Origin of the sequence: Maribacter caenipelagi (assembly GCF_004364175.1) — a bacterium.
Lineage (GTDB): Bacteria > Bacteroidota > Bacteroidia > Flavobacteriales > Flavobacteriaceae > Maribacter > Maribacter caenipelagi.
The window spans coordinates 88351-108920 of record NZ_SNZW01000001.1 but is presented as its reverse complement, the minus strand read 5'-3'; the positions used below and the strand labels follow the sequence as shown (position 1 = coordinate 108920).

The window sequence follows — 20570 nt, the reverse complement described above, 5'->3', positions numbered from 1 at the left end:
TGTATCAATTATTCTTAATTAAATGTACCGCGTCGTTGATTTCTACCCAATTATTTTCTGGGTCTTTTAGATATATCTGTCTTACTCCGTCCGCTCTAAGGGTAACTGTATTCTCTTTTCCTGGCCAGTCGTAATACGTTATATTTTTTTCTTCAAGAGAAGCTATTAATTCATCTAATTTCTGAGTAGCTAGACAAAGGTGTACACTTTTACTATGTTCCATAGCAACACTATCCTTACCAATTAAATGTAATTGCGAGTTTCCCTTAATTACAAACCACTTAAAACCTGATGGGGCAGAAGGGTGTGGAATCTCTTTTAAGTTCAACACATCTTTATAAAATGCACCTACTTTATCTAAATCTTTTACGATTACCGAGTAATGGTCATATTGAAAATCGAATGATTGTGCCGAGGCAAAAGTGCCAGTGATCAAGATGAATAATGCAATAATATTTTTCATTGTTGTTGTTTATGTTTGATGGTTCAAGTTACTTAAAAATGAAAGAAGCTAACTGTTAAGATAGCTTCTTTATTAATAATGTTTTATTCTCCATCTAATGGTGGTGGACCATCTATCATTGGTTCATAGACTTCGTCACCTTTTCGGGTTTTGAACTCTTCTTTGACCTTAGTTACTAATTTCGGATTTTGAAATAAGTCTAGCATCGTCATAGCCATTGCTTTAGATGCATGGATCATTCCCTTATGTCCAATAGACATTCCGCCACAGGCAACAACTGCCCAAGAATGCCAAGGTGTACCTGTTGGTGCAACGGAAACACTAAGGTTAATATTCGGTACATTCCAACTAACATCGCCAACATCGGTAGAACCACCGCCTGGGTTTTCTAATGTTTCTCTTAAAGGGTGAACTGTACCATCAAAACCAACTTCAGGTTTACCTGTAGCTTTTTGAATTGCTTTACCAAAAATAGTTTCTTCTTCGGTATAGGTTATTGGTCCTAATAATTCAAGGTTATTCTGCATGATCTCTCCGCCAGAACGGTTTACCAAAGTTTCGTAAATACCAGAAACCAATGAGATTTTATAATCTACATTCGCCATAATCGCAGCGCCTTCAGCCATGGCTTTTACACGCTCGTAGGTAGGTAACATTTTTGATCTTTTAGGATCCCTAACACGAACCCAAAGTTTAGCGTAATCTGGTACCACGTTTACAACCTGACCACCATCTTGTATGTGATAATGAATTCTAGAAGATGGTAAAATATGTTCTCTGTAATAGTTGATTCCTGTTGTGTATAATTCTAAAGCATCAGATGCGCTACGACCGTTCCAAGGATCCATAGATGCGTGTGCGGCCTGGCCATAAAATTCCACAACGAAATCAATTAGTGATAATCCACTTTGTACATCTGCTTCTATACCTGCCCCTGGGTGCCAGCTTACATTAACATCTACATCATCCCATAATCCTGCTTTTACCATCCATACTTTTGCAAAATATTTTTCTTCAGCAGGTGTACCTAAGAATTTTACGGTACCTTTTATTTTACCGGCATCCATTAATTCTTTTATAGCAATAGCAGATCCTAAACTTGCCGTACCAAACATATTATGACCGCAACCGTGACCGGCAGCTCCTTCTTTAAAAGGCTCCTTTACCGGAGATGTTTTTTGAGAAATTCCCGGTAAGGCATCGAATTCCCCAAGAATACTAATTACTGGGCTACCAGATCCATACGTTGCCGTAAATGCTGTTGGTATATCTGCTACACCCCTTGTAACGGTCATTCCATTTTTCTCGGCATAATCTGCTAGTATTCTTGAAGATTCTGTTTCGTCAAAAGCGGTTTCGGCAAGTGCCCAAATGGAATCACTGATTTTTATAAGTTCTTCTTTGTGTTTTTCTACAGAAGAAATAATTAGATTTTTGTCCTTACTCATTTTCTGGGCAAAAACAGGTGCACTCATACATAGACAGAGTGCAATTAATAATGTTTTTTTCATTTTAGTCGTTTTGGTTGTTAGAACTCGAATTTTAAAAAGAGGAAGAATTCTTAGATTGAAATCCTAGTAAATATACCAAAATATAACAGAATATGTAACTCGGTAGATGATTGCTCTAATTGAGTATGCCGAAGTTCAACTCATTTTAAATTAATTTTTTGGAATCATAAATTATGAGTACAATCGCTTGTAAATAATATAATTTAATGCCTCATTTTTCGTTATTACTCAAATTCCAAAGTTTTAAAAATTACGAATTATGAAAAATCTAGCCTATAAAGTACTCTTGACCACAGCATTTTTTTCATTAATGGCGTGCAGTTCTACCAATAGAATGACAATGGGTATAACCCAACCTGCTATAGTACCGATACCAAAAGATGTAATTAACATAGGTATTGTAAATAGAAGCAGTGCTTCGGAAAAGAACAAGGTTGTAGATAATATTGATAAAATTTTATCTTTAGAGGGACTTAATTTGGATAGGGAAGGCGCTCAATATGCCGTTACGGGACTCAAATATGAATTAGAGCGTAGTAATCGATTTGATGCTGTTAAAGTTATTGATAATCAAAAGGATATAGAAAAGGGATTAAGTGTTTTTCCTTCAGAAATCTCTTGGGATATAGTCGATAGAATATGTAAAGAAAATGATGTGGACGTTCTATTTTCATTAGAATTTTATGACACTGATACTGCTGTTGATTATGAATTGACCACGGTTAAAATCCTTAATAATCTGGGTATTGATGCAAATGTACCAGGACATAGAATAAAACTTAATACAGTTATTAAAAACGGATGGAGAATCTATGATCCTTCTACTAGAACAATTATTGATGAGTATGTTTCTAACGACAGGCTATTTTCTTCGGGTGAAGGAATTAATCCTGTAAAGGGGTTGGAGGCTGTTGTTGGTAGAAAAGAAGCTGTTCTTAGTGTTAGCTCTAAATTAGGCACGAACTATGCGCTTTTCACCAGACCTGAAAAAGTACGTATAGCAAGAGATTATTTTATTAGAGGAAGCAATAATTTAGAAATTGCCGATAGACGCGCAAAAGCCGGTGATTGGGATGGTGCCGCAGATTTATGGTATGCCGATTTAAATAATGTAAAAAATAAAGTTGCCGGTAGAGCATATTACAATATGGCAATTAGTAATGAAATTAACGGTAACCTGAACAAAGCAGTAGAATATGCTTCTAAAGCCTATACAGACTACGAAAATAAAGATGCTTTGCGTTATTTAAATATGCTAAAAAGAAGGGTTGTTAATCAACAAGAACTAAATCGTCAATTGGCGAAATAGTTTTAGCTAACAGCTTCTTTGTACGTTGTTAAACAGCGTTCTCTAGCCATTTTATGGTCAACCATTTTTTCTGGGTATTTGTCGGTGCCAAATTCTTTAATCCAGGTTTTTATATATGCTTTGTTCTTGTCGAACTTATCGACTTGTGTCATCGGGTTAAAAATTCTAAAATAGGGTGCAGCATCAACACCGCTGCCTGCTGCCCATTGCCAATTACCAACATTTGAACTCATTTCATAATCTAGTAGCTTTTCAGCAAAATAGGTTTCTCCCCAACGCCAATCTATTAAAAGGTGCTTACATAAAAAACTAGCTACTAGCATTCTAACACGATTATGCATGTAACCTGTTTCATTTAGTTCTCGCATGCCGGCATCAACCAAAAGATATCCTGTAGTACCAGTTTTCCATTTTTCGAATTCCTCTTCATTATTTCGCCATTCTATACGGTCGTATTTAGCTCTAAAAGCATTATCTACGGTATGTGGAAAGTGGTATAGAATAGTCATAAAAAATTCTCTCCATATCAATTCGCTCCAAAAAACTTTATTATTTTCGGCGATTGCTTTTTTCATCATCTTACGAACCGATACCGTACCAAATCGTAAATGCGGACCTAAGTGTGATGTTCCATTCTCTTTTGCTGGAAAATTACGTATGTCTTCATAATTATCAATTAGAGTAGGGGTAACGTCATATTCAGGAACCATTATTTTAGATTTCTCAAAACCAATATCGCTCAATGATAAATTTGGTAATCGTGAATTTTTAATCAGGTTAGATAAATGTTGACTTGTGTAGTGAATCTTTAAATCTTTATCGGCATCAAATTGCTCTTGCCATTTATTCTTGTAAGGTGTATAAACTACATATGGATCTCCGTCACCCTTGACAATCTCTGATTTTTCAAAAATAACTTGATCTTTGAATGTTCTAAATTCAATAGAATTCTTCTTTAAGAAACTTGCAATCTTTTCATCTCTTTCTTTTGCATAAGGCTCATAATCTCTATTGGTGAATACAGACATTACTTCATATTCTTGTGTCAAACTTTTTAAAATATCTATAGGTTTGCCAAAATACATAGCTAACGAGCTATCGTGTTCTTTTTGTAATTGATTTCGCATGTTCTGCAGGGTCTCATGTATGAATGTAAGCCTTGCATCATCTTTCGGTAATTTTGAAAGAATTTCTTTATCAAATATAAAAATAGGTAGTACTTGGTAGTCGCCTTTTAAAGCTTCAAGAAATCCGATATTGTCGTCTAATCTTAAATCTCTTCTAAACCAAAATATAGATACTTTTTTAGACATTTAATTAATGTTTAAAGTTGAGAGTCCGCCATCTACCCCTATAATCTGTCCGGTCATCCAAGTACTTTTATCACTTAAAAGAAACACTGCTGCATTAGCAATATCTTCAGGATTACCGACTCTTTTTAACGGATGACGTTCACTCATCATTTCACGTTTTTTATCATTGTTTAAAAGTCGTTTTGCTAATGGTGTATCTACCAAAGAAGGGGCTATAACATTAACTCGAATTTTAGGTGCGTACTCTGCTGCCATAGATTTTGCAAAACCCTCAATAGCTCCTTTAGCAGCAGCTACACTAGTATGAAACGGCATACCTGTACCTACTGCAATAGTACTAAAAAAGACCATGCTTGCCCCTTCGTTCATTAATGAAATTATTCCTTTAACGATTTTTAGCATAGCAAAGAAATTTAGTTCCATGTCATCTTTAATGGTTTCTAATGACATCATTTTAAATGGCTTTAGATTTATACTGCCTGGGCAATATACAAATCCGTCAAGTTTTTCGGGTAGTTGAGAAACATCAAGTTCGTCTTTAGTAACATCGAATTCGATATGAGTTATATTTTCATGTTGTAAGGCTTCATCTGTTCGCGATGCAACAAATAATTTATGCGTTTCTTGTAATTCTTTTACCATAGATAACCCAATACCATGAGACCCACCTATTAATAATATATTTTTCATTTAAAAAGATTTTAGTTGAAGTTCATTAGGGATGGAATCTACTGTACCGAAAAGCTCTTTCAATTTGTCTTCTCTGAACTTAAATATTTCCATCAACTGTTTTTTTACGATAATAGGATGTGCTAACTGACCTAAAATTCCTAAGGGAATTTTATAATCTATAATATCTTCCATAATAACACCCTCGTCAATTTCTTTTATAAAGTGCTTGTGGTGCCAAAGTGCGTATGGTCCGAACCTTTGCTCATCGACGAAATAATTGCCTTTATCTACGTGGGTTATTTCAGTTACCCACTTTGTAGTATAACCGGGGAATGGAGATACTTTATACTGAATAATCTGCCCAGGAAACATTTCTCTATCTGCTCCAGATAAAATATTGAAGCCCATATGTTCAGGGGTAATAACTTTTAGGTTGGCTGGATCTGATAAAAACTCCCACGCTTGTTTTTTGCTAATAGGTAGGGCTTGTTTTGAATGTAATTGATATAATTTCATACATGCACTTTTAATAAAAGATAAACTATTTAAATGTCTAACAATAATCAAAAATAGTTAAACAATATTAAAAATGCTTTGTTATACCTTTAAAAATTGACTTTATCGATTAAATTGATTTTAGGTCGCTTAAATACAGGTAATTAACATTTTTCTAGCTTATTTTGCAATAATGAAATTATTTGTTCGACAGTTCAGTCTAATTATTTTATGCATTTGTACTGCTACTTTAACTGCACAAGAAAATGTGCAAGTTGTTGGTGAGTTGCCTAATGATGTTTTTGAGACATCTGGGCTAATATTTTTCAACGGTAATTTAATTACCCATAATGATTCTGGTAATGAAGCTGTGCTTTATGAGTTAGATACATTGACCCTTTCGATACAGCGAAGAGTGACTGTTACCAATATTTCTAATGTTGATTGGGAAGCGATTTCTCAAGATGATGAATATATCTATGTTGGCGATTTTGGAAATAACGTGGGTACAAGAACCGATTTGGCTGTTCATAGAATTTTAAAAGAAGAGTATCTGAATTCTGATAATGTAACTGCAACCACTATAAACTTTTCTTACGAAAATCAGCAAATGTTAGAGAATAATGGAAATAGTGATTGGGATGCAGAAGCTTTTTTTGTTGTCGATGATCGTATAGTGGTATTGACCAAGCAATGGCAATCTCTTGGTTCTGTTGCTTATGAATTTTCTAAATTGCCAGGAACCTATGTTGCAAATAGCATTGGAACTATTGAGAATGTAGGTTTGATCACCGATGCAACTTATGATACTGAATTAAACAAATTAGTCGTAATTGGGTATTCTTCCATATTGAGTCCGTTTTTAGGTGTAGTGGAAAATTTAAATTTTAATGCTGTTTTTGAAGGATACGCACAACAATCTTTAGGCCTTAATTTTATTCAATCGGAAGGATTAACGCAAACTAGTTCTAGTAGTTATTTCTTTTCATCGGAATATTATTCTAGACAAACTCCTACCATTGAATCTCCTTCACGGATATTTTCTTTTCAGATTCCGGATGTTGAGATAGAAGAACCAGAAAACCCAGAGGAACCTGAAAACCCGACAATACCCGAAGTTCCTGAGAATTCTGGTGATGAGGATAAATTGATTATCTATAGAGATAATTCTTCAAGTCTCTATTACTATTCTATCGCCACCGACAAAACTGTTTTCGGACAGGCTATTTATGATTTGTCTGGCAAGGAAGTATGGCAAAAATCAGGTGAAATAAGTAAAAAGGGCTTCATCTCTCACCATTTAGAATCCTCTATATATTATTTAGCTTTGTATTTAGAAGATGGTGTAATTGCTACTTCTTTTGCCGTTTATTAATAGCATGTTTCGTATTTAAGAATTTGTTAACATTTCAACCTGCCCTTTATAAGTAGTTTTGCTATAAATAACTAATTAGCAAAATTATTATGAACAAAGTAGTACTATTTTTATTGGCAATTGTTGCTTCCTTAACTGTTGAGGCACAAATAAATACACCAGCACCAAGTCCGGCAGCTAAACTAATGCAGACTGTTGGTTTAACAGAAGTGAGCATTGACTATTCTAGACCTTCTATGAGAGGTAGAAAAGTATTTGGTAACCTAGTACCTTTTGATAAATTATGGAGAACAGGAGCGAACGGATACACGTTAGTAACTTTTGGCTCTGACGTAACTATTAGTGGTAAAGAAGTTAAAGCAGGCACATATTCTATTTTTACTAAGCCGGGTGCTTCTAATTGGGAAGTTTTTATCTACACTGATACTGTTGGTGGTGGTACTCCAAGTAATTGGGAAGAAAGTAAAGTTGCTGCTCAATTGACTGTGCCTGTTTATCCGATTGAAATGCCAATTGAAACTTTTACAATTTCAATTGATGATGTTACTAGTAGCGGAGCTAATATTGGTATAATGTGGGAGAACACTTATGTAGCCATCCCTTTTACTGTAGGTACTGATGCTGTTGTAATGAGTAGTATTGACAAAGCTTTAAACGGACCAACTGCTGGTGATTACTATGCTGCAGCAGTATACTATTCTAGTGAAGGAAAAGATATTAATAAAGCAAAAGAGTGGATGGACAAAGCAATGTCTATGACAGAAAAACCAGCATTTTGGCAACTAAGACAACAATCTTTGATCTTAGCAAAAGCAGGTGACAAGAAAGGAGCTATAGAAGCTGCTAAAAAATCATTGGCAGGTGCTACTGCAGCTGGTAATAATGATTACATTAAAATGAACAACGAGTCTATTAAAGAATGGAGTTCTAAATAATTAGAATCTATATAAAACTTAAAAAGTCCGTGTAGTAAAACACGGACTTTTTTATAGAAAATATTTAAAATCTTATTCAAATACTTTTACACCATCATCGATAGCCAAATGATAGTATTCAGCATCGATACCAGTTTGTTCTTTGTACTGTTCTAGCAAAGATTTTATACTTGTATCTAATTTTTCTGTCTTCATTAAATTAATCGTGCAACCACCAAAGCCACCACCCATCATTCTAGAACCAAGCACACCGTCTAAGCTTTCGCCAATTTTAACCAAAGTATCTAATTCGCTTGTGGTTATTTCATATTGTGATGACATGGCCCAATGGCCTTCTTTGAGTACATTGCCAACGGCATTGGCATCGCCAGCAGATAAAACCTTTATCATTTTACGAACACGATTATTTTCTTCGATAATATAATTTGCACGCTTAATATCGATAGCATTGGCAACATCTGTAACCTGTTCTAAATCTTCTAATGTAACATCGCGTAACGAAGTAATTTCTGGTCTTTTTTTCTTAACTTCTTTCACAATATTTTCGCAGGATACCCGACGTTTATTGTATTCAGAATCAACTGCTAAATTGTGTTTTATATTTGAATTTACCAATACCCAACTATAACCTTCTAGATTAATGGGAATGTAGTTATGACTTAAATCTTTACAGTCTAAAAAAAATGCATTTCCCTTTTTTCCAAAGAGTACTGCATATTGATCCATTAATCCGCAGTTAAGTCCGATTTTGTGTTCTGCTTCTTGTGCGATTAAAGCAATTTCTTCTCTTGAAATCTCTTTTCCAGATACTTTAGTTAGGGCGTAAATAAAACCGCAGCACAATGCGGCAGAAGATGATAGTCCTGACCCGATAGGTATATCACCTCCAAAAACACAATTCATTCCTTTTAAGGGATAGTTTTTTTTGATTAGGACTTCAATAATAGCCTTAAAATAGTTGCCCCAAAAAGATTCAAATTTTTGATGTTCGCCGTTTAGTTGAAATACAATTTTTTCTGGTTGGGTTAAAAAAGTTTCAATTTGAATATTATTTTGGTCATTGCCCAAAACAGCAAAATAAATCCCTTTTTCTATAGAGGCAGGTAATACCAAACCTTCATTATAATCAGTATGTTCACCAATTATATTAATTCGTCCCGGAGCTTTTATTAATGTAGGCTGTTTATTATATTTTTCAATAAAATATGACGCAACTTGTTTGTGTACCATTAATATTTTTATAAAATCTATTGTTCTTAGCTTCTAGGTAAGGGCTTTTTCAGCATTCGGTCAAAAGCTTCAAATATAAATGATATTATAATAACTAATGCCGCACCGAAAAAGTTAAGCCATAGATAACCTAATTTTTCTTGACCAGAAGGGTAAATATGAATCAGATAATAATAGATAATACAAATAATAATCTGTGTAACTACTGCTGCAAAGAAAACGGCATTTCCTTTTATGAACTTAAAGAAAAATGCAATCAAAAATATACCCAGTACATTACCATAGAAAATACTGCCAATGATATTTACCAGTTGTATTAAGTTATCAAATAGGTTCGCAACGCAGGCAATTAGTATGGCTATAATACCCCAAATTAAAGTGAAGAATTTAGAAGCTTTTACATAATGCTTTTCTGAAAGATTTTCAGTTTTTCTATTACGCTTATATAAATCTAAAGCGGTAATTGTACCTAGCGCATTTAACTCTGAAGCTGTTGATGACATTGCCGCAGATAAAATTACAGCTAGTAATAGCCCTACTAAACCTGTGGGTAGATTATTTAGTATGAAATGGATAAAGACATAATCTTTATCATTGGTTTCTACAACATCATTTGCTTGACTAATTAATGCCTTTGCAGCTATTCGGTTGGTGCTATCTTTCTGATTAATGCGTATAATTTGTTTTTTTGCCTCTTCAACAGCTGTATATTCTTTTATCTCTAAAGCCGCTGAAAACTTATTTTGAGCAATTCTTTTTTCTGCTTCTAATGCTATTTGTCCTTCTTGAAGTAGCTTGTAATCTTCGGCATAAGTTGACTCCATCACAGCCTGAGTTGCAGACGGATTAAAGTTTAATGGTGATGGATTGTATTGATAAAAAACAAATACCATAACACCAACTAAAAGAATAAAGAACTGCATGGGTATTTTAAGAACTGCATTAAAAATAAGACCCAGTTGACTTTCTCTTACAGATTTACCAGAAAGATATCGTTGTACCTGACTTTGATCTGTACCGAAATAGGCTAGAAACAAGAAAAGCCCGCCTGTTATACCACTCCAAAATGTATATCTGCTAGAAGTATCTAAGTCAAAATTTAATATTTCTAATTTATTACTGGCACCAGCTATTTTCATTGCTTTGCTAAAGGTAATATCGGAAGGTAAGTAGCCTAATATAAAAAAGAAGGTGATGAACATGCCTGTCATGATAATAAACATCTGTTGTTTTTGGGTAACACTGACAGCTTTTGTTCCACCGGATACGGTATATATAATTACGAGGGTACCAAGAATAATATTTAATGTTCGCAGATCCCAACCAAGTACTGCCGATAAAATAATAGAAGGGGCGAAAATGGTTATACCTGCCGCTAGACCTCTTTGTATTAAAAATAGCACTGCAGCTAAAGAACGTGTTTTAAGATCAAAACGACCTTCTAAAAATTCATAGGCGGTGTATACCTTCATCTTATGGTATAGCGGAACAAATACCATACAAATGATAATCATTGCCAAGGGTAGTCCAAAATAGAACTGAACAAAGCCCATACCGTCATGAAAGGCTTGACCCGGAGTAGATAAAAAGGTAATAGCACTAGCTTGAGTGGCCATTACAGATAGACCTATTGTCCACCATTTAGATTCATTGCCGCCACGAACGTAGTCATCGACGTTCTTACTTCCTTTGGTTTTCCAAACTCCGTATATTACTATAAAAAGAAGTGTGCCGGCAAGAATAATCCAATCTAATCCTTCCATATTAATTAAATGAAGTCATTACGTAATAGAAAATAAGAACATATATAAGATTGAGTACCAACACTATGGTGTACTCTTTTTTCCAAGTTTTATTTTCATCCCGTTCTTTGCTCATCCTTTAATTTTGGCTTTTGTTTCAACTTTATCTTTTCCAACAGAAAGCATATTAGAAAATAGCTTGTAAGCTCCAGGAACACCAACCGGTAATTCTCTGAAAAAGCTCAGTCCGGTATAAATATAGTTTCCCTTTCCGTACGGGGCAATTAAAAGACTACCTTTTGTTGGTTCTTCCCCATCATCATGCATTTCTAAAACAGGTGTAAATTCTGCACTCCATTTATTAGGAAAATATAAACCTCGTTCTTGAACCCAACCGTCAAAATCACTCTCGCTTATTTCATTCGGAAAATGTACGAGTGAATTATCTTTTGCAATGATTTCTACATTAGAATTCTCATTCGTTACACGATCTCTTGAAATTTCCAGGTCATAAGGCGCTATATTTTCAAATTGAGAAGCCCATCTACTTGCAGTGTTATATTGCACAATTACTGTACCACCATTTTTAGCATAATCTAAAATAAATCGTTGTTTAAATTTTAGCTCATCAACTACGTTATATGCTCTAATACCTAAAACAATGGCATCATAATTTTTCAATGATTCTTTTGTAATAGTTGCAGGGTCAATCAGTTGAACATTGTATCCTATTTGTTTTAAACTCGTAGGTACTTCATCACCAGCACCCATAATATAACCTATATTTTCTCCTGCTTTCTGAATATTTAATCGAACAACTTTAGTTTCTGCAGGAAGTAAAATAGTTTGCGTTGGAACATGGTCATATGCTATGGTCACTAACTCTTTACTAATTTCGTTACCGTTCAATTTTATAATAGGAGAGATGCTACTTTCGTTTTCGGTAGCTGGCGGACTCAATGTAAAATATACCGTTTGCTCATCGCCTTTTTTGGTGATAGAGAACGGTTGCGATTTTTTATCTACTTGCCACCCTTTGCCATATTTTAATTCTAAAGTACCTGAGATACTATCTTTGTGTGCCTTTATAGTAACAGGAATTCTTTTTTGTGATGCATCGGCAAATATTAAGACCTTGTCTGTAAAGCTCGCTGTTGCCTCTGGTACTACTTCAAATGGTTGATATATTTCTCCTTTATCAGGTTTTGCATATTTATAAACGACAGGTTTTGTAATAGGAATCAAAACGCCGTTTATATTCAAATTAAAAGTAGCCTTAAACGCTCGTGGTGTTTCTGGTTTTCCTATTAAGTTGGTATTCTTAACAGTGTATGTTCCTAAAGTTCCTTTTTCCATAAGCCAATACGGACTGGTAAAATCTGTGGAAGCCGGAATGTTTAAATCAACTTTCTTTTCAAACAATTCATTATTGTTTAAAACAATATTGTCAATGTTACTATTCTGATTATTTAGAAATAATGATTTTAGTTCAATGTTAATACCACTTCTATTAAGTGCTTGAATTTGAACCTCTACATTTTGCCCAGGGTTGGTATATGATGTTTTCGAAGAAGCTTCTAAATGTAAGCCAATTATTGCTGAAATGATTGTAGTTAATTCTGTAGTTTTCAAATTTTTCCAATGTTCGTCAGAGACCTTCTGTATTAACTGATATGCCTCAAGCAATTTTGGCAAGTGTGATGTAGGGTCTTTAAAATTAAAATTATCCTGTACATCGTAAAGAATTTCACCGATTACTTTTCCTCCCTCAATTCTAGACCAACTAGTATCGATACCATCAAAAAGGTTTGACTTGTCTTTTGGTAAATCTCCTTTTAATAATTCAACATATTCGTCTTCTGTGCCTCTAGAACTTAGTCTTCCAAAACCTTGGCATAAGTGTTGACTGCTTGCTAATGAAGCTATTTCGTTGTTAGACATGCCTAGCATAGGGTAGTAGGTGCCTACATCCACATGCAACATGTTAGATTTATCTGCTTTTTTAAATTTTTCTTCGCTACCGTAAAACCACCACGATGTATTAAAAAATAATCGTTTAGGTTGCCAGGTATTTGTCGATGATAATTGCTCAGGGTAGGCATTTGAATCATTTGCAAGGTCGAATGCCTCAAAACTCAACATTGCCGAAGAGGTATGATGCCCATGTGTAGTTCCGGGAGATCTGTGGTCAAATCTATTTATGATTACATCTGGCTTAAACTTGCGTATAGTTCTAACAACATCGCCAAGAATAGCTTCTTTATTCCAGATTTTTAAGGTTTCGCTTGGTTGTTTTGAGTAGCCAAAATCATTAGCGCGACTAAAGAACTGTTCGCCACCATCAACTCTACGTGCGGCAAGCAATTCTTGAGTTCTTAGCACACCTAGAAGTTCACGTAATTCAGGACCAATTAAATTCTGACCTCCATCACCTCTGGTGAGTGATAAATAACCTGTTCTTGCTTTGACATCGTTAGATAAAAATGAGATCAAACGGGTGTTTTCGTCATCTGGGTGTGCCGCTATATATAGCGCGGTGCCTAAAAAATTGAGTTTTTCAATGGAGTGGTAAATGTCTGTTGCTGAACTATTCTTGGGAGTTTGGGCTTGTAGGGTACCTAGCACAAAGATACTGCAGGTTATTAACCCTAATAAATATCGCATTTCAAGTTGGTTTTGGTAGTAATTTCAAATATAACAAGATTAGTACCTAAGCTTGCTTTTTTACGACTTCTTTAACAAAATCAAATGATTTGCTCTTCCTCTTCTTCAGTATTAATAAATTCACCTTGTTGATAGGTAGAGATTAGTATAACACCTTTTTGTAGTACAAGGTTATTCGGGTACGTTAAAATTTCGCCGTTACTTCTTCTCAAATGTAAATGGAAAGCTCTAATGTCTTCTATTACAAATTTGTCCAAATCGGAATTGTTCGGATCCAATAATTCTTTATCTAAAATTCGAATGGTGTTTCCTATTTTAAAAGGAAATGAAAAGAAGATGATAACACCTGCAGTAATGTTGCTCAAAATTGACCATTGAGCAAATAATGCTACACCAATTACAGCAAATACCGATGATAGCATTACACCTAAATCTTGGTAGTTTACACTCCAGATCAGGGTTAATATTACCACTGCAATAATAGTAAGTGCAATGTTTGTAAACTTGAGTATAAGGTTAGTACGAACAGGATTATAATCACTGATTTTACTCACCTTTCTAATTGCCGTGGTAAATAAAAATTTTAAAATCAGAATCACAATTAAAACAATGAGACTATATATTAATTCATTGTAATGCTCATTAATAAATTCTTTCATACGCTATAACCCTAAACTATCGCGCAAAGATAAATCCTTATTCGAATTCTGCTGCCAATAGGGTGTTGTAATCCTGTTAATTCTTGTTGCTTTAGAAGTTAAAACTTTTTTGTTGCTGCCAAATCCTTCAAGAAAGGTGTCTGACCAACTTTCAATCATATAAGGAAACTTGTTTTCAAAGTTTATTTTTAAGGTGCGCTCTAACACAGGATAATTTACTTCATAGGTGTTTACACCATTCACTTCAGTCAAAGAGGTTGTTGCTTCATAAGCTTTTAATTCTTTATGGCTCAATCTAATAAATTCTAAAGAGGGAATCATACTGATTTCTCCTATTGGCAAATCTGACGGATTAATTCTTATTTTATTCCATATTTCGTTTTCTAATGCCACTTTATTTAAATGTAAACTTTGATCGCCTTCAGATTCAAAATAAGAATGACTTATAATTTCAAAATCATCTTTGTTATTTAGTTGTGCATACACATGACCACACCATTCCTGTGAGGAAAAGGATAATTTAAGCGCATGCTGATTATCATGTACAGGGTAAAAGCTACTTGTCATAATAGAGTAGGGGTAAATACCCGTAAGATAATTTTTAGTGGAGTTCAACTTTAAAACAGGAATGTTGCTTTTATTACTATTATCTGCCTTTACTTGAGCTTCTGGTAAAAATGGTTCGGTTACATAAATCAATACAGCACTACCTTCTCTAATTTCACCGTATCTAGCTTGTTCTAAATTGTAAGAAGTGATTTCTGCAGTACCATTATACCAATAGTTTTTAAATTCTTGAGAAAGCTCTTTTTTAGGAGCCTCTGTTTTTGTTTTAGTGTTTGACAAAGCTAAAGTGTCACTATTATTTTCAGGTTTTTCTTTGCAGCTAGAAATGAATATTACTAATCCGAAAATGCTGTAAACTGCCTTGTTTAGTTTTAATAGTTTCATACCTGTCATAATTTTAAATTATTCTATGTTACCAATAGAGATAAAGTTTCGTAAACCAATTGTGTTGGTAAACCAACTACATTAGTGTACGATCCTTTTATTTTTTCAATACCTATGAGTCCTATCCATTCTTGAATACCATATGCACCTGCTTTATCGAAAGGTTGATATTCTTTTATATAGTGTCGAATTTCTTCTTCCGATAAATTCTTGAACTTGACTTCTGTTATGGAATGCTGTACTATCTGTCGTTCAGTTGTTGTAAAACAAACAGATGAAATTACTTGATGCCAATCGCCTGAAAGTTTTTTAAGCATATGTTCAGCTTCATCGCTATCTTCAGCTTTGGCTAAAGATTCATTTTTATGCCAAACAACGGTATCAGAGGTTATTAAAATATCTTTTGGCTGTAAATCTATTTTAAAAACTTCTGCCTTTAATTTTGCTAGGTAATCTGATATTTCAGCTCCTTTTAATTCTGACGGATATACTTCATCTATAGATTTTATACGTACTTCAAAATCGAGCTCCATATCTTTAAAGAACTGATGTCTTCTTGGTGAGCCCGATGCTAGAATTAAATGATAATCTTTTAATTTTTGCTTCAACATAAACTAATCGTTTGCGGCACTAAAATGGTTCGACCAATCTCCACGTACTTTTAATACTTGTTCGATGACATCACGTACACAGCCATGACCACCATTAATATGCGAAATGTATTGACTTACACTTTTAACTTCTGCAACTGCATTTTGCGGACAAGTAGCTAAAGCAACCGCTTGCATTGGTGGAATGTCTGGTATGTCATCACCCATATACAAAACGTTTTCTGCATCAATATGATAGATGTCCATATATTCTTCTAACGCATCCATCTTATAATGTGCTCCCATATAAATATCTGTTACACCAAGAGCACGTAATCTAGTGCGAACACCTTCATTTGTTCCTCCGGTAATAATACATACATTATATCCTTTCTTTAAGGCTACTTTTAAAGCATAACCATCTTTAACACTCATTTTACGTAACAACTCTCCTTCGCTGGTAACTAAAAGACTACCGTCTGTAAATACGCCATCAACATCAAAAATAAATGTGGTAATGTTTTTTAAATACTCCTTATAACTCTTTTCCATGCTTTTCTTTAATTGCGTTGCTTAATAGGGTGTAAAGTTCCCTTTGGTGTTTGTCTTTTATGATTTGTAAATGATTGTGTAATGTTTGTTGGTCACCACGTTTTGCAGGTCCCGTTTGTGCCTGTAGGGGTGTAAGAGCGTCTAATTTTGCTGCTGTTTCTTTTATTAACGGCTGTAGTAATGAGAAGTCAAGGTTGTGTTCCACACAAATATCTGACCCCATGGTATACATGTAATTCGTAAAATTATTTACAAATACCGCTGCTATGTGAAGGGCTTTTCGTTGTTCAGAATTTATTTCAACTACCGTATTGCTTAATGCATTGCCAAGTTGTTTTAATAAATTGAGGTCGTTCTCATTTGTTGCCTCTACACACATAGGAATATCATCAAATGAAATAATCTTACCTTTTGTAAATGTCTGTAAAGGATAAAAAATACCTGGTCGTAGTACAGATTTTAAGGCTTTTACTGAAGTCGCTCCAGAAGTATGCACTAAAAGTCCGTCAACATCTTTAAAGTATTCTGCAACAGTGCTAATAGCATCATCAGATATAGCTAGTATATATACATCTGCAGTAATATCACTTGTAAATTCAGTGCTGATAAGCGCATCATCCTTCACAAATGCCAAATGTTCTTTATTTCTGCCAATTACCTGTTTTACGTTTACATCTGCAGACTTTTGGAATGCATGAAACAGATTCTGTGCTACATTACCGGTACCAACTATAACTACTGATATCATGCTGCAAAAGTACAAAGTTTATAGAAGTCTTGTTGTATTAAAATTAACAGTTTCAATGAAGTTTTAAAGCTGTAAAAGTCATTCGTAAATGGTGAAAAGGCCTTATTTTTGCATCTTGAAAATCAACTCCTATCTTCCATGACGGAAATGTTCAAAAAAATATTCTTTTCTACACGCTTAATGTCCATCTTATTTATCGTTTTTGCTACCGCAATGGCATTCGGTACTTTTATTGAAAGTTGGTACAGTACCGAGACAGCACGAATCTGGATCTATAATGCCTGGTGGTTCGAAGTTATTATGGTATTCTTTGTTATTAACTTTTTTGGTAACATCTCTAGATACCGTCTTCTACGATTAGAGAAATGGCCTGTATTGGTTCTGCATTTGTCTTGGGTGTTAATTATTATAGGTGCTTTTGTAACACGTTATATAAGTTTTGAAGGTATGATGCCTATACGTGAAGGAAAAACGGAAAAGGTATTCTATTCTGATAAAACATATCTAACAGTTTATGTTGATGGTGAAATTGAAGGTGAAGCTCGAAGAAAAGTACTGGAAGATGATTTAATCGTTACTCCAGAAGCTATAAAATCTAATTTACCATGGAAAGCTGATTTCAATGGTGAAGATTTCGAAGTTTCTTATGTTGAATTTATTAAAGGTGCTAAACAGGGTCTATTGCCAGATTCTAATGGGACTAAGTTTTTAAAGATTGTAGAGGCGGGCGATGGTGAACGCCATGATCACTATTTAGAAGATGGGAAGGTAGCCAGTATACATAATGTTCTTTTTGCTCTAAATAACAAAACCGACGGAGCGATTAATATAATGACCACAGATTCGGTTTATCAAATTCACGCGCCTTTTGATGGTAATTTTATGCGTATGGCAGACCAATTTCAAGGGTTATTAGTAAAAGATAGTTTGCAACCCTTACAACTTCGGTCGTTATACAATACCGCTGGTATGCAGTTTGTTATTCCAGATTCTGTTACACAAGGTTCATATGGTATTGTTGAAATACCTGATGCTGAGAAATCTAAAATCGATCAAGATGCTATAGTTTTTGATGTTACTGCTAACGGAGAAACAAAACAAATTAAGTTATTAGGTAATAAGGGACCTTCTGATTTTAGTGAAAAAGTAACTATTGGCGGACTCAATTTTTCTATTAGATACGGATCAAAAGTATATGACTTGCCCTTTGGTATTAAGTTGAATGATTTTATCGCCGAGAAATACCCTGGTACCGAGAAAGGGTATTCTTCATATATGAGTAGAGTAACTATTGAAGATGAAAGACCTTTTGACTATGATATTTTTATGAACCATGTTTTAGACCATCAGGGTTATCGCTTTTTTCAATCGAGCTTTGATCCCGATGAAAAAGGTACTGTTTTATCTGTTAACCATGATTTTTGGGGAACTTGGATTACCTACATAGGTTATTTTCTATTATACATAGGATTAATGGGAATAATGTTTTTTGGTAAAACTCGCTTCAAGGACTTGGCTAATTCTTTAGATGAATTGAAAATCAAGAAGAAGAAAATGTTTGGCGTTATCGCTGTTTTAATGGCATTTTCATTCTCATCTTTTGCACAAGAACAACATACGCCAGAAGAAGGTCATCAACAAGCACCAAGTAAAACACAAATAGATTCTTTGCTTGAGTCTAGTATGGTCAGTAAAGAGCATGCCGATAAATTTGGTAAGCTGGTCATACAAGATGAAGGTGGTCGAATGAAGCCTATTAATACCTTTTCATCAGAACTACTTCGTAAGCTAAGCCTGAAAGATACCTATTTAGAATATAATTCTGACCAGATTTTACTTTCTATGATGATGAATCCGGCGGTTTGGTATAATACTGAGTTCATAGCTTTAGATAAGAAATCACAGAACGATAGTATTAGAAATGTAATAGGAATTCCGTCAGGTCAGGAATATGTAAAGGCCACAGATTTCTTTGATTCTAAAGGTCAATATAAATTAGAGCCTTTTTTAAGGGAGGCAACAGCCACAACCAATCCGAATAAGTTTCAACAAGATTTTAAAGATGCGAATATTCGGTTGAGTTTATTGAATCAGGCTCTAGGGCAAGACATCGTTAAGATATTTCCGCTGTTAGATGATGAAAATAATAAATGGATATCAGCGGTAGAATATAGAGGAGGTCAGTATGAAATAAGAGATTCGCTGTATTCTAACTTTGTAAAAAATGCAATGCCGTATTATTTAATGACCTTAGGTAAAGCACAACAAAGCGGAGATTATGCTTCTGCAGATAAACTATTGGCTGCATTTCACCAAAATCAACTTAATCATGGTAGTGAAGTTTTGCCTTCTCAACAGAAAGTAGATCTTGAGGTGATCTATAATAAACTTAACATTTTCAATAGGTTGTATCGGTTTTATGCGCTTGTTGGTTTGTTGATGTTTTTCACCTTAATATTCCAAATATTTAAAGATCGTTCTATTTGGCGGGTGGCAATATATTTCTTTAAAGGAACTATTATGCTTTTATTCTTGTGGCATACTGCTGGTTTGGTCATGCGTTGGTATATTTCTGGGCATGCACCTTGGAGTAATGCTTATGAGAGTATTTTGTACGTGGCGTGGGCAACCATGGGTATTGGTTGGGCATTAGGGCGTAAAAGTGATATGACTTTTGCCGCATCTGCCTTTGTAACTTCTATGCTCTTATGGATTGCACACCAAAGCTGGATAGATCCTTCTATAGCCAACCTACAGCCTGTGTTAGATAGTTACTGGTTAATGATTCACGTTGCAGTTATCGTGGGCAGTTACGGACCTCTAACAGTTGGTATGATCTTAGGTTTGGTTTCATTGATTTTGATGATTTTGACGACTAAGAAGAACAAGAAACGTATGGCAATCAACATAAAAGAATTGACCATAATCAATGAATTAGCTTTGACCACAGGACTTGTGATGCTTACCATTGGTAACTTCTTAGGAGGACAATGGGCCAATGAAAGTTGGGGTCGCTATTGGGGCTGGGATCCAAAAGAAACTTGGGCACTTGTGTCTATTATGATTTATGCTTTTGTAATTCACACAAGATTAGTACCGGGATTAAGAGGTAAATGGACATTCAACTTTATGAGCGTCGTTGCTTTCGGTAGTATAATGATGACCTATTTCGGAGTAAACTTTTACTTAGTTGGTCTACATAGTTATGCCAGTGGCGCACAAGTAATAACACCCACATTTATATACTATTTGGTTGCCGGTGTACTAGTGTTAGGGGGAATTAGCTATTGGAGATACAAGGCTAACTATAGTAAATAAGATAGAAAACATAGTAATGAAAAGCCTCATGGAACTTTCATGA

The 20570-nt window shown here is 34.6% G+C and carries 17 protein-coding genes; 4 read left to right on the top strand and 13 right to left on the bottom strand.

What is annotated here, in order from left to right; translation table 11 throughout:
- Positions 1-4: 4 nt before the first annotated feature.
- Positions 5-463, bottom strand: a complete 459-nt coding sequence (locus DFQ03_RS00520; RefSeq protein WP_133671088.1) for a VOC family protein — start codon at positions 461-463, stop codon at positions 5-7.
- 83 nt (positions 464-546) lie between these two features.
- Entirely contained in the window at positions 547-1974 is a 1428-nt protein-coding gene (locus tag DFQ03_RS00515) for an amidohydrolase (protein ID WP_133671087.1), read from the bottom strand.
- Positions 1975-2233: 259 nt separating this feature from the next.
- Between DFQ03_RS00515 and DFQ03_RS00510 the strand changes: the two genes are divergently transcribed.
- Positions 2234-3283 carry a DUF6340 family protein gene (locus DFQ03_RS00510; protein WP_133671086.1) on the top strand — a complete coding sequence of 350 codons (1050 nt, stop codon included), beginning with the start codon at positions 2234-2236 and terminating at the stop codon, positions 3281-3283.
- A gap of 2 nt (positions 3284-3285) precedes the next feature.
- On the opposite strand, the gene DFQ03_RS00505 is transcribed toward DFQ03_RS00510, so the two are convergent.
- The 3 genes from DFQ03_RS00505 to DFQ03_RS00495 are packed head-to-tail and all read right to left on the bottom strand — an operon-like array spanning position 3286 to position 5784.
- Positions 3286-4596 carry a cryptochrome/photolyase family protein gene (locus DFQ03_RS00505; RefSeq protein WP_133671085.1) on the bottom strand — a complete coding sequence of 437 codons (1311 nt, stop codon included), beginning with the start codon at positions 4594-4596 and terminating at the stop codon, positions 3286-3288.
- On the bottom strand, positions 4597-5286 hold the full coding sequence (locus DFQ03_RS00500) for an SDR family NAD(P)-dependent oxidoreductase (RefSeq protein WP_133671084.1): 690 nt from the start codon (positions 5284-5286) through the stop codon (positions 4597-4599).
- On the bottom strand, positions 5287-5784 hold the full coding sequence (locus DFQ03_RS00495; RefSeq protein WP_133671083.1) for an SRPBCC family protein: 498 nt from the start codon (positions 5782-5784) through the stop codon (positions 5287-5289).
- 172 nt (positions 5785-5956) lie between these two features.
- On the opposite strand from DFQ03_RS00495, the gene DFQ03_RS00490 reads away from it, so the two are divergent.
- Together DFQ03_RS00490 and DFQ03_RS00485 are read left to right on the top strand one after the other, a co-directional pair.
- Positions 5957-7138, top strand: coding sequence for a hypothetical protein (locus DFQ03_RS00490; RefSeq protein WP_133671082.1), 1182 nt, complete (start codon positions 5957-5959; stop codon positions 7136-7138).
- An 89-nt stretch (positions 7139-7227) separates the two neighbouring features.
- Positions 7228-8073 (top strand): DUF2911 domain-containing protein, encoded by an 846-nt coding sequence (locus DFQ03_RS00485; RefSeq protein WP_133671081.1) that lies wholly within the window; start codon positions 7228-7230, stop codon positions 8071-8073.
- Positions 8074-8145: 72 nt separating this feature from the next.
- Here the strand turns inward: DFQ03_RS00485 and galK are convergent, their stop codons facing one another.
- The 8 genes from galK to DFQ03_RS00445 form a co-directional block, all read right to left on the bottom strand.
- The gene (galK, locus tag DFQ03_RS00480; protein WP_133671080.1) at positions 8146-9303 is read right to left on the bottom strand and encodes a galactokinase; all 1158 of its coding nucleotides are present in this window, start codon (positions 9301-9303) and stop codon (positions 8146-8148) included.
- A gap of 26 nt (positions 9304-9329) precedes the next feature.
- Positions 9330-11066: a sodium:solute symporter gene (locus DFQ03_RS00475; RefSeq protein WP_133671079.1), complete on the bottom strand. Its 1737-nt coding sequence runs from the start codon at positions 11064-11066 to the stop codon at positions 9330-9332.
- A 111-nt stretch (positions 11067-11177) separates the two neighbouring features.
- Positions 11178-13709 (bottom strand): PIG-L family deacetylase, encoded by a 2532-nt coding sequence (locus tag DFQ03_RS00470; protein ID WP_133671078.1) that lies wholly within the window; start codon positions 13707-13709, stop codon positions 11178-11180.
- Positions 13710-13789: 80 nt separating this feature from the next.
- Positions 13790-14368: a mechanosensitive ion channel domain-containing protein gene (locus tag DFQ03_RS00465; protein WP_133671077.1), complete on the bottom strand. Its 579-nt coding sequence runs from the start codon at positions 14366-14368 to the stop codon at positions 13790-13792.
- Between the two features lie 3 nt (positions 14369-14371).
- Positions 14372-15319: a septum formation inhibitor Maf gene (locus DFQ03_RS00460; RefSeq protein ID WP_133671076.1), complete on the bottom strand. Its 948-nt coding sequence runs from the start codon at positions 15317-15319 to the stop codon at positions 14372-14374.
- A 23-nt stretch (positions 15320-15342) separates the two neighbouring features.
- On the bottom strand, positions 15343-15930 hold the full coding sequence (locus DFQ03_RS00455; RefSeq protein ID WP_133671075.1) for a Maf family nucleotide pyrophosphatase: 588 nt from the start codon (positions 15928-15930) through the stop codon (positions 15343-15345).
- Between the two features lie 3 nt (positions 15931-15933).
- Complete coding sequence (locus DFQ03_RS00450; RefSeq protein ID WP_133671074.1) at positions 15934-16461, bottom strand: KdsC family phosphatase; 528 nt, start codon at positions 16459-16461, stop codon at positions 15934-15936.
- A complete protein-coding gene (locus DFQ03_RS00445; protein ID WP_133671073.1) occupies positions 16445-17209 on the bottom strand; it encodes a Rossmann-like and DUF2520 domain-containing protein in 765 nt (254 codons plus the stop codon). Before DFQ03_RS00445 ends, DFQ03_RS00450 begins: the two co-directional genes overlap by 17 nt.
- Positions 17210-17347: 138 nt before the next feature.
- Here DFQ03_RS00445 and ccsA point away from each other — a divergent pair, with 138 nt between their 5' ends.
- The gene (gene ccsA, locus DFQ03_RS00440) at positions 17348-20527 is read left to right on the top strand and encodes a cytochrome c biogenesis protein CcsA (protein ID WP_133671072.1); all 3180 of its coding nucleotides are present in this window, start codon (positions 17348-17350) and stop codon (positions 20525-20527) included.
- The last annotated feature ends 43 nt before the right edge of the window (positions 20528-20570 follow it).

Coding starts and splice junctions, on each gene's coding strand:
- DFQ03_RS00520 (WP_133671088.1), bottom strand. CDS start 463: ATGAAAAATATTATTGCATTATTCATCTTGATCACTGGCACTTTTGCC.
- DFQ03_RS00515 (WP_133671087.1), bottom strand. CDS start 1,974: ATGAAAAAAACATTATTAATTGCACTCTGTCTATGTATGAGTGCACCT.
- DFQ03_RS00510 (WP_133671086.1), top strand. CDS start 2,234: ATGAAAAATCTAGCCTATAAAGTACTCTTGACCACAGCATTTTTTTCA.
- DFQ03_RS00505 (WP_133671085.1), bottom strand. CDS start 4,596: ATGTCTAAAAAAGTATCTATATTTTGGTTTAGAAGAGATTTAAGATTA.
- DFQ03_RS00500 (WP_133671084.1), bottom strand. CDS start 5,286: ATGAAAAATATATTATTAATAGGTGGGTCTCATGGTATTGGGTTATCT.
- DFQ03_RS00495 (WP_133671083.1), bottom strand. CDS start 5,784: ATGAAATTATATCAATTACATTCAAAACAAGCCCTACCTATTAGCAAA.
- DFQ03_RS00490 (WP_133671082.1), top strand. CDS start 5,957: ATGAAATTATTTGTTCGACAGTTCAGTCTAATTATTTTATGCATTTGT.
- DFQ03_RS00485 (WP_133671081.1), top strand. CDS start 7,228: ATGAACAAAGTAGTACTATTTTTATTGGCAATTGTTGCTTCCTTAACT.
- galK (WP_133671080.1), bottom strand. CDS start 9,303: ATGGTACACAAACAAGTTGCGTCATATTTTATTGAAAAATATAATAAA.
- DFQ03_RS00475 (WP_133671079.1), bottom strand. CDS start 11,066: ATGGAAGGATTAGATTGGATTATTCTTGCCGGCACACTTCTTTTTATA.
- DFQ03_RS00470 (WP_133671078.1), bottom strand. CDS start 13,709: ATGCGATATTTATTAGGGTTAATAACCTGCAGTATCTTTGTGCTAGGT.
- DFQ03_RS00465 (WP_133671077.1), bottom strand. CDS start 14,368: ATGAAAGAATTTATTAATGAGCATTACAATGAATTAATATATAGTCTC.
- DFQ03_RS00460 (WP_133671076.1), bottom strand. CDS start 15,319: ATGAAACTATTAAAACTAAACAAGGCAGTTTACAGCATTTTCGGATTA.
- DFQ03_RS00455 (WP_133671075.1), bottom strand. CDS start 15,930: ATGTTGAAGCAAAAATTAAAAGATTATCATTTAATTCTAGCATCGGGC.
- DFQ03_RS00450 (WP_133671074.1), bottom strand. CDS start 16,461: ATGGAAAAGAGTTATAAGGAGTATTTAAAAAACATTACCACATTTATT.
- DFQ03_RS00445 (WP_133671073.1), bottom strand. CDS start 17,209: ATGATATCAGTAGTTATAGTTGGTACCGGTAATGTAGCACAGAATCTG.
- ccsA (WP_133671072.1), top strand. CDS start 17,348: ATGACGGAAATGTTCAAAAAAATATTCTTTTCTACACGCTTAATGTCC.